This window comes from Deinococcus sp. (genome assembly GCF_030523985.1).
GTDB lineage: Bacteria > Deinococcota > Deinococci > Deinococcales > Deinococcaceae > Deinococcus.
On record NZ_JAUNHK010000117.1, the window covers coordinates 1 to 7,155 of the forward strand.

Annotated in this window: 7 protein-coding genes; 2 read left to right on the forward strand and 5 right to left on the reverse strand. The window is 66.8% G+C overall.

From position 1 onward, the window contains the following. Together Q4C89_RS12980 and cdaA are read right to left on the reverse strand one after the other, a co-directional pair. Positions 1-950 (reverse strand): YbbR-like domain-containing protein (locus Q4C89_RS12980; protein WP_303103044.1); only part of this gene is annotated, 950 nt, incomplete at its 3' end. Further along, positions 947-1,744, reverse strand: a complete 798-nt coding sequence (gene cdaA, locus Q4C89_RS12985; protein ID WP_303103045.1) for a diadenylate cyclase CdaA — start codon at positions 1,742-1,744, stop codon at positions 947-949. The genes cdaA and Q4C89_RS12980, both read right to left, overlap by 4 nt. A 166-nt stretch (positions 1,745-1,910) precedes the next feature. On the opposite strand from cdaA, the gene Q4C89_RS12990 reads away from it, so the two are divergent. Further along, a complete protein-coding gene (locus Q4C89_RS12990; RefSeq protein ID WP_303103050.1) occupies positions 1,911-2,597 on the forward strand; it encodes a metal-dependent hydrolase in 687 nt (228 codons plus the stop codon). Between the two features lie 75 nt (positions 2,598-2,672). On the opposite strand, the gene Q4C89_RS12995 is transcribed toward Q4C89_RS12990, so the two are convergent. From Q4C89_RS12995 to Q4C89_RS13005, 3 genes are all read right to left on the reverse strand, one after another. Beyond that, positions 2,673-3,344 carry a TrmB family transcriptional regulator gene (locus tag Q4C89_RS12995; RefSeq protein ID WP_303103046.1) on the reverse strand — a complete coding sequence of 224 codons (672 nt, stop codon included), beginning with the start codon at positions 3,342-3,344 and terminating at the stop codon, positions 2,673-2,675. Between the two features lie 91 nt (positions 3,345-3,435). Beyond that, a complete protein-coding gene (gene pta / locus Q4C89_RS13000; protein WP_303103047.1) occupies positions 3,436-5,553 on the reverse strand; it encodes a phosphate acetyltransferase in 2,118 nt (705 codons plus the stop codon). 161 nt (positions 5,554-5,714) lie between these two features. Next, positions 5,715-6,296 carry a TetR/AcrR family transcriptional regulator gene (locus Q4C89_RS13005; RefSeq protein WP_303103048.1) on the reverse strand — a complete coding sequence of 194 codons (582 nt, stop codon included), beginning with the start codon at positions 6,294-6,296 and terminating at the stop codon, positions 5,715-5,717. Between the two features lie 128 nt (positions 6,297-6,424). On the opposite strand from Q4C89_RS13005, the gene Q4C89_RS13010 reads away from it, so the two are divergent. Continuing rightward, the coding region (locus Q4C89_RS13010; protein ID WP_303103049.1) for a YhgE/Pip domain-containing protein at positions 6,425-7,155 on the forward strand (731 nt) is incomplete at its 3' end.

Sequence of the window (7,155 nt, forward strand, 5' to 3'; positions counted from 1 at the left end):
ACCTTTTCCACCGTCAGGCTGACACTGACGGGTTCGAGTGCCTGAGCGCCCGCCGGAAGCCGCAGCCGCACGGGGATGGTGGACGTGCCGGGCTGATAGTCCACCACGCCGCTCACTTCGCGCAGCCGGGCGAGCAGTTCGGGGGCGGCGACCACCCGCACGGTGCGGGGTTGCAGGGACACGCCTGTGACACGCAAGCCGGGGGGTGGGTCGTCCAGGGTGACTGGCAGCGCTTTGACAGGCAGGCGGCCCGTGTCCAGGCGGCGCACGGTCACGCTGGCGGGGTTCAGGCGCACCTCGTCTACCGGCTGCCCCGCCGCGTTGAGCGGAATCAGCGGGGTTTCGCCTTCCTCACCCGGCGCGAGGCTCACCGGACTGGTCACCACCTGCGCCACGTTGTTCAGCACGCGGTTGGGGGCGCTGATTTGCACGTTGTCGGGCAGCACCTCGTAGCGCGGCAGGCTGTCCTCGTCGGGCGCGGCGACCCCGACCGTCACGGGAACGGTGCGGGTCAGTTCGGTGTCCACGAAGCCTTGCACGCGTTCGGGCGTCTGCTTGGAGAGGGTGGTGTTGGGTGGGGGCGTCACCGTGACCGGGCGGTTGAAACTCCCCTCCGGCACCCCGGTCACGTCCAGCACGGCCTCGATGCTGGCGGGGCGCAGTTCGCGCAGGCGTTCGGGGCGCCCGGTGAGGGTCACGCGCACCGTTTCGGGGTTCAGGCCACTGACGGTGCGTTTTTCGTCGCCGCCCGTGTTGTCGCGCCGGGTAATCGGCACGTCGTAACTCTGCTGCACCTGCGCCCGCTGGTCTCCGGTACTGATAAACCACAGCACCGACGCCACCAGGAGCGAAAGCAGCTTGGGGCCGATGTTGTGCAGCAGGCGGCGCCAGGCATAGGCCGGATTCAGCCAGCGCCGCAGCGCCTCGGCCACCCGCTGCTGGCGGGTCACGGGCGCACCGCCTGCGTGGGCGTTTCGGGCGTCAGGTCTTCGCGCTCGTACACCAGTGCCCGCAGTTGTTCGCGCAGTTCCACCGGGGTCAGGTCCGGCCCCAGCCGCCCGTTCAGGGCAATTCTCATGCTGCCGCGCTCCTCACTCACGATCAGCACCACGGCGTCGGTCACTTCGGACAGGCCGATGGCGGCGCGGTGCCGGGTACCGTAGCGGCGGTAGGTGCCGTCACTGGCCTGCAACGGAAACAGGCAGCCCGCCGCCACGATGCGCGACCCCTGCAAGATGACGCCGCCGTCGTGCAGCGGGGCATTTCGGGCGAACAGCGCCTCGATAAACGGCACGCTGACCTTGGCGTCGAGGGCCACCCCGGTTGCGGCATATTCACCCAGCGGCGTGCGGCGCTCGATGGCGACGAGGGCGCCCGTTTTGCGCTCGGCCAGCCGTTCCAGGGCGCGGGCGAGGTCTTGCAGGGCGGCGCCGCCCCGGTCGGTGGTGCTGCGTGGGCGACCCACCCGTTCGAGGGCGGCACGCAGTTCGGGCTGAAACAGCACCACCAGCGCGAACAGGCCCACTGTCCCCGCCCGGCCCAGCAGGTCGGTCAGCGTGACCAGCCCCAGCAGCCGCGCCGCCACCCACACCCCGGCAAACACCATGATGCCGCGCACCACGTTGAAGGCGCGGGTATCGGCCACCAGTTTGTAGCCCTGGTACACCAGCGCCGTGACCAGCAAAATGTCGAGCAGGTCGCGCAGGGTGAGGCCAAGCAGGTTCAGGCGGGTCGGGTCGAACAACGTGAAAGCAGGCTCCTTCTTGCGCCGCTGCACAGAACAGAAGAGGGAGAGGTGAAAAGAAAGTGGGGCGCAAGCGGGCCTGTTTACTATAGGGGCCCCCCCCATGAAGCGGCTGAGACCGGCGGCTTGCCGCGTGCGACATACTGCGGGCCAGGAGGACAACCACATGGTCAAGATTCGGTTTCTGGGACACAGTGCCTTTTTTCTGGAAAGTGGCGAACACCGCCTGCTCATCGACCCCTTCATCGAGGGCAACCCGCTTTGTCCATTCACGCTGGACGAGGTCAGGACTTGGCAGCCCAGCGCCATCCTCATCAGTCACGCGCACGGCGACCACTGGGGCAACGCGCTGGAGTTCGGCCAGGCGGGCGTGCCCGTCATCGGCACCTTCGAAATCGGTGAGTACGCCCGCAAGCACGGGGCGACGCAGGCGGTGGGCCTCAACATCGGCGGCACCTACCGCGCCGACTGGGGCAGCGTCTCCCTGACCCCGGCGTGGCACAGCAGCAGTTTCCCCGACGGCACTTACGGCGGGATGCCCACGGGTCTGCTGCTCGAATTCGGCGGTAAACGTCTGTATTTCGCAGGCGATACGGCGCTGTTTTCCGACATGAAACTGATCGGCGAGCGTGGCCTCGACCTCGCTTTCCTGCCTATCGGAGACGCCTTCACCATGGGGCCGGAGGAAGCCGGACGCTGCCTCGACCTGCTGCGGCCCCGCGTGGCAGTTCCCATGCACTACGGCACCTTCCCGCCGCTGACGGGCGACCCCGAAGTCTTCCGGGCCGAGGGCGAAAAGCGCGGCGTGGAAGTGCGCGTGCTGGCTCCCGGCGCGGAGACCGAACTGGCTTAACACGGGTTCGTATCAGCGCAAGCATCAGGGCCGACCAGCAGAGAGTGGTCGGCCCTGACGCTTGCGCTTGCTGGCTCAGCCCTTCTGCTTCTGAAGTTCAGCGAGTCGGATGTGACCTTCAATCAGGTGAACGATGACGGGGTTGTGGGTGTGGACGCCGTGCGCCTCGCCGCTTTCGCCTTCGGGGATAAAGTGCCCGACCATGGCCGCCTCGTTGTCGCGGGCGAGCAAAAAGGCCCGCTGGCCCCGCGCCGCGATGAGGGGCAGTCCGGCAAGTTCGGCGCGGCAAAGTTCTACGCCACGCGGCGTCAGGCGTTCGAGGCGGTCGGTGAGGGTCTGGTCGCCAGCCATGAACACGCAGCGGCGGGCGTTGAGCACCATGTCTTCGGCCAAGCTGCGAATGGCCGCCTCGCCATGCAGGTGGTAGACCGCTTCGGGGGCCGGGTCGGGCGTCAGGCGCGAGAGGTCGCGGTCGAGCGCGGCGAGGCGGTCATCGAACGAGCGCCGCGAACGCGACAGGTACTCGCGGGCCGAGAGAGGCGCGTATTCCAGCGGGTTCTGCCCCACCTTGGCAGCCAGTCCCCGCCCTTCCAGGCGTTCCAATGTCTCGTAAATCTTGGGGCGCGGAATGCCCGCCTGACGCGCCACCCGCGCAGGTACGGCCCGCCCCAGCGCCAGCAGCGCGGTGTAAGCACGCGCCTCGTACTCGGTCAGGCCCAGTGCTTGTAAATGAATAACGGCACTCATTGAGCCTTAGCATACGCAATCCGCGCTTGAAACGGCATGCCTTGACTTGCCCCCCCCTCGGCACAGTTGCCTTCATTGCCTAGAACTGGTCTCAGCCAGTCACCTGCGTCGCCTGAATCGCCGTCAGCGCGATGGTGTACACGATGTCGTCCACCAGTGCCCCCCGCGAGAGGTCGTTGACGGGCTTGCGCAGGCCCTGAAGCATCGGCCCCACGGCGACCACGCCCGCGCTGCGCTGCACGGCTTTGTAGGTGGTGTTGCCCGTGTTCAGGTCGGGGAAAATAAACACGGTGGCGCGGCCCGCCACGGGGCTGCCCGGCGCTTTGCTCTGGCCCACGCTCAGCACGCTGGCGGCGTCGTATTGCAGCGGGCCGTCCACCAGAATGTCGGGGCGGCGCTCCTTCACCAGTTTGGTGGCTTCCTTGACCTTTTCCACGTCCTCGCCCGTGCCGCTTTCGCCGGTGCTGTAGCTCAGCATGGCGACCCGCACCGGCAGGCCGAACGCGGCGGCGCTGTCCGCCGACTGAATGGCGATGTCGGCGAGTTCCTGCGCGTTGGGGTTGGGATTGATCGCCGCGTCGCCGTACACCAGCACCTGTTCGGGCATCAGCATGAAGAAGACGGAACTGACCAGGCTGCTGCCAGGCGCGGTCTTGATAAGTTGCAGCGCGGGGCGCACCGTGTTGGCGGTGGTATGCACGGCCCCCGATACCAGCCCGTCCACGTCGCCCTGGGCCAGCATCATCGTGCCGAGAACCACGGTGTCTTCCAGTTGCGCTTCGGCCTGCGGCTCGGTCAGGCCCTTGCTCCTGCGGAGTTCCACCATCGGCCCGACATATTTGGCCCGCAGGCTCTCGGGGTCGATGATTTCCAGACCGTCGGGAATCTCCAGCCCTTGCCCCTGCGCGACTTGCCGCACCTTGTCGGGATGGGCGAGCAGCACGCAGCGGGCAATGCCTTTTTCGGTGCAGCGAATGGCGGCCTTGACGGTGCGCGGCTCGTCGCCTTCGGGCAGCACGATGCGTTTGCCTGCGGCGCGGGCTTTCTGAATCAGTTCAAAGCGGAAAGCACTTGGCGGGAGCCTGCGCTCGCCCGCACTGGCCTTGCTGCGGATGCGGCTGCCCAGCGGCACGATGTCCAGCCTATCCGCCACGAAGTCCAGCATCTTGTCCATGCGCGAGAGGTCGTCGTGGGGTACGCGCAGACTCATGGTGGCGAGGCGCGAGGCCGTCTCGAACGAGTTGGTCGGCACGCGCATGACGGGCAGGGTGCTGGTCAGCGCCACCTCGCACAGCCGCTGAATGGTGGGTTCGGGGTGGGTGCTGGCGGTGTAGACCAGACCCGCCAGTGGGGTGCCGCTGAGGTGGCTCAGGGCCGCGGCCATAATCACGTCCTCGCGGTCGGCAGGCGTCACGATCAGCGCCCCTGGCGTGAAGAGGTGGGTCATGTTCGGCACGGTGCGGGCGGTGACGACCGTGCTGCTGACGCGGCGGGTCTGGCTTTCGCCTGCGTTGACCACCTCGGCCCCCAAGTAGCGGGCGATGTCGGCGGTGCGCACCTGCCGCAGCGCGGGCGACATGCTGACCACACCCAGCAGCGGCAATTCGCCCGACGCCAGCACCCGGCTGCGTGCCCGCAACTCGGCCATCAGCGACCCGAAATCCAGCTCCTTGGGCGCGAAGTTGAGCACGAAGCCCGCCAGCCCCGCACCGTCGCTGCGGCGGTAGTTCTGCACCGCGATTTCCAGTTCGTCGGCGAGTTCGGCGGGCGTGACCCCTTCCAGGCTGCTGACCAGCACCGTAATCGCTTCTAGGTTACGTGCCAGCGCCGCGTTCAGGCTGCCCGCGTAGTGGTTGCGCTCGGTCAGCGCCAGCCCCTCGACAATCAGCACCTCGACTTCGGACTGGCCTTCATCGCGCCTCACCGCCTCCTGCGCCAGCGCGATCACCTGCTCCATCAGGTCTTCTTCCTGACCTTTGCTGAGCAGTTCCTCGGCCTGCGAAAGCGAGATGGGGTCGGGCGTGGCGGGCAGGTGGCCCACCGTGCGGGCAAAATGCACGCTGTCGTCGGTGGTCTGCTCGTGGGTCTGGGCAATCGGCTTGAGAAAAGCGACGTGCAAGCCCTGACGTTCCAGCGAGCGGCTCAGGCCCAGCGCGGTGGTGCTGAGGCCCACGCCGTTGCGGGTCGGGGAGAGAAAAATGGTCTTCATAGGACTCCTTGCAGCAGGGGGGGCCAACACTTGGGGTCGGTGGGTGGCAGACAGCTCTCCCCTGATTCTATTTTCCGGGGTACGGGACAAAGACATACCCGCCCCACCCTGTTGTTTAACGGGACGGCGTACCACACCATTACCGCGCCCGGCCCAGAGCCTCAGTCGGCTTCGGCATTCAGGGCTGTGACGCCGCCCAGCACGAACGTGTTCAGGATGGGCAACAACTGCTCGGTGTCCAGCGTGGGGTCGGTGACGGCCCGCAAGGCCAGACTTTCGAGCAGGGTGGTCAGCATAAGAAGAAGCTGCGGATCACGGCTGATTCGCATTTCCGGCGACAGGGTCAGACGCTGGCCCAGTTCGTCCAGAAAGGCGTGGCGGCGGTGCTGGAAGGTGGGCGCACCTCCGCTGTGCAGCAGCCGCAGGGTGTCGGATTCGGTCAGCAGGAACCGGAAAATGACCTCGACGATGTTCTGCTGTTCGGGACTGTCGGGCGTCAGGTCGCGCAGCAGCGGGTCGAGTTTCGCCAGCAGTCGGGTCAGCCGCTGCTCAAGCAGTTCGTGCAGGATCGCCTCGGTGGACGGAAAGTAGGTGTAGATGGTCGGTCGCGAGGTCTGAAGCTCGTGGGCGAGGTCGGCCATCGTCACACCCTCGAACCCCCGCTCTATGAACAGACGTGCCGCCAGGTCGAGAATCTGCTGACTTCGTTCCTGGGCGCTCAGCCGACGGGGCAGGGTGGTCATGAGGACAGTCTACCACTACGATAACGGTGCGTCACTTGACGGTACGTAGGGTGGCGCTCAATAATGGGCCGGACTCAGGGGGAGGCGTTTTCGGTCGCGCCACTTCTCTTGGCCTTCAAGGAGTTCCTATGTCATTTCTCCGGTCGTTTGCCCGTGATTTCCGCACCCTGACCCCTCCCGAGCGCAGTCTGTGGCGGCACCCGATGATGTGGCTTTCGGTGGCGGCCATCACGGCGGTGCCTGCCCTGTACGCCACGATTTACCTTGGCAGTTCGCTCGACCCCTACGGCAACCTCCGGCACCTGCCGGTGGGCCTCGTCAACCTCGACCAGGGCACCACCGAGCGCGGCAAGCACTACGACCTAGGCAAAGAGGCCCTTCAGAAGTTGCTGGACGACCCCAAATTTAACTATGTGCGCTACCCCAACGAAGCCGAGGCGCAGGCGGCGGTGCGCCGGGGCGACGTGTACTTTTCGCTCACTTTTCCCGGCGACTTCAGCCGCAAGGCCATCGGCGGCGACAGTTCGCAGCACGGTCTGTTGCGGTTTTATGTCTCCGAGGGGGGCAGCTATTTCGCCAGCCGGGTGTCCTCCACCTTCGCCGATACCCTGGCAGGCGAACTGAACCGCTCGCTGGGTGAAAACCGCTGGAAAGTGGTGCAGGAGTCGCTGGCCGACGTACAGCAGGGCTTTCACGACATTCGAGAGGCGACGGGCCAACTGCGCGACGGGGCCACCGACCTCCAGCAGGGCACCGCCAAGCTGCGTGACGGCGCAGGCGAACTCGCGAACGGGGCGGCCCGCGCCGCCGACGGCAGCCGCCAACTGGCGGGCGGGGCAGGCACGCTCTCCGGCGGGGT

Coding starts and splice junctions, on each gene's coding strand:
- Q4C89_RS13005 (WP_303103048.1), bottom strand. CDS start 6,296: ATGACCACCCTGCCCCGTCGGCTGAGCGCCCAGGAACGAAGTCAGCAG.
- Q4C89_RS12995 (WP_303103046.1), bottom strand. CDS start 3,344: ATGAGTGCCGTTATTCATTTACAAGCACTGGGCCTGACCGAGTACGAG.
- pta (WP_303103047.1), bottom strand. CDS start 5,553: ATGAAGACCATTTTTCTCTCCCCGACCCGCAACGGCGTGGGCCTCAGC.
- Q4C89_RS12990 (WP_303103050.1), top strand. CDS start 1,911: ATGGTCAAGATTCGGTTTCTGGGACACAGTGCCTTTTTTCTGGAAAGT.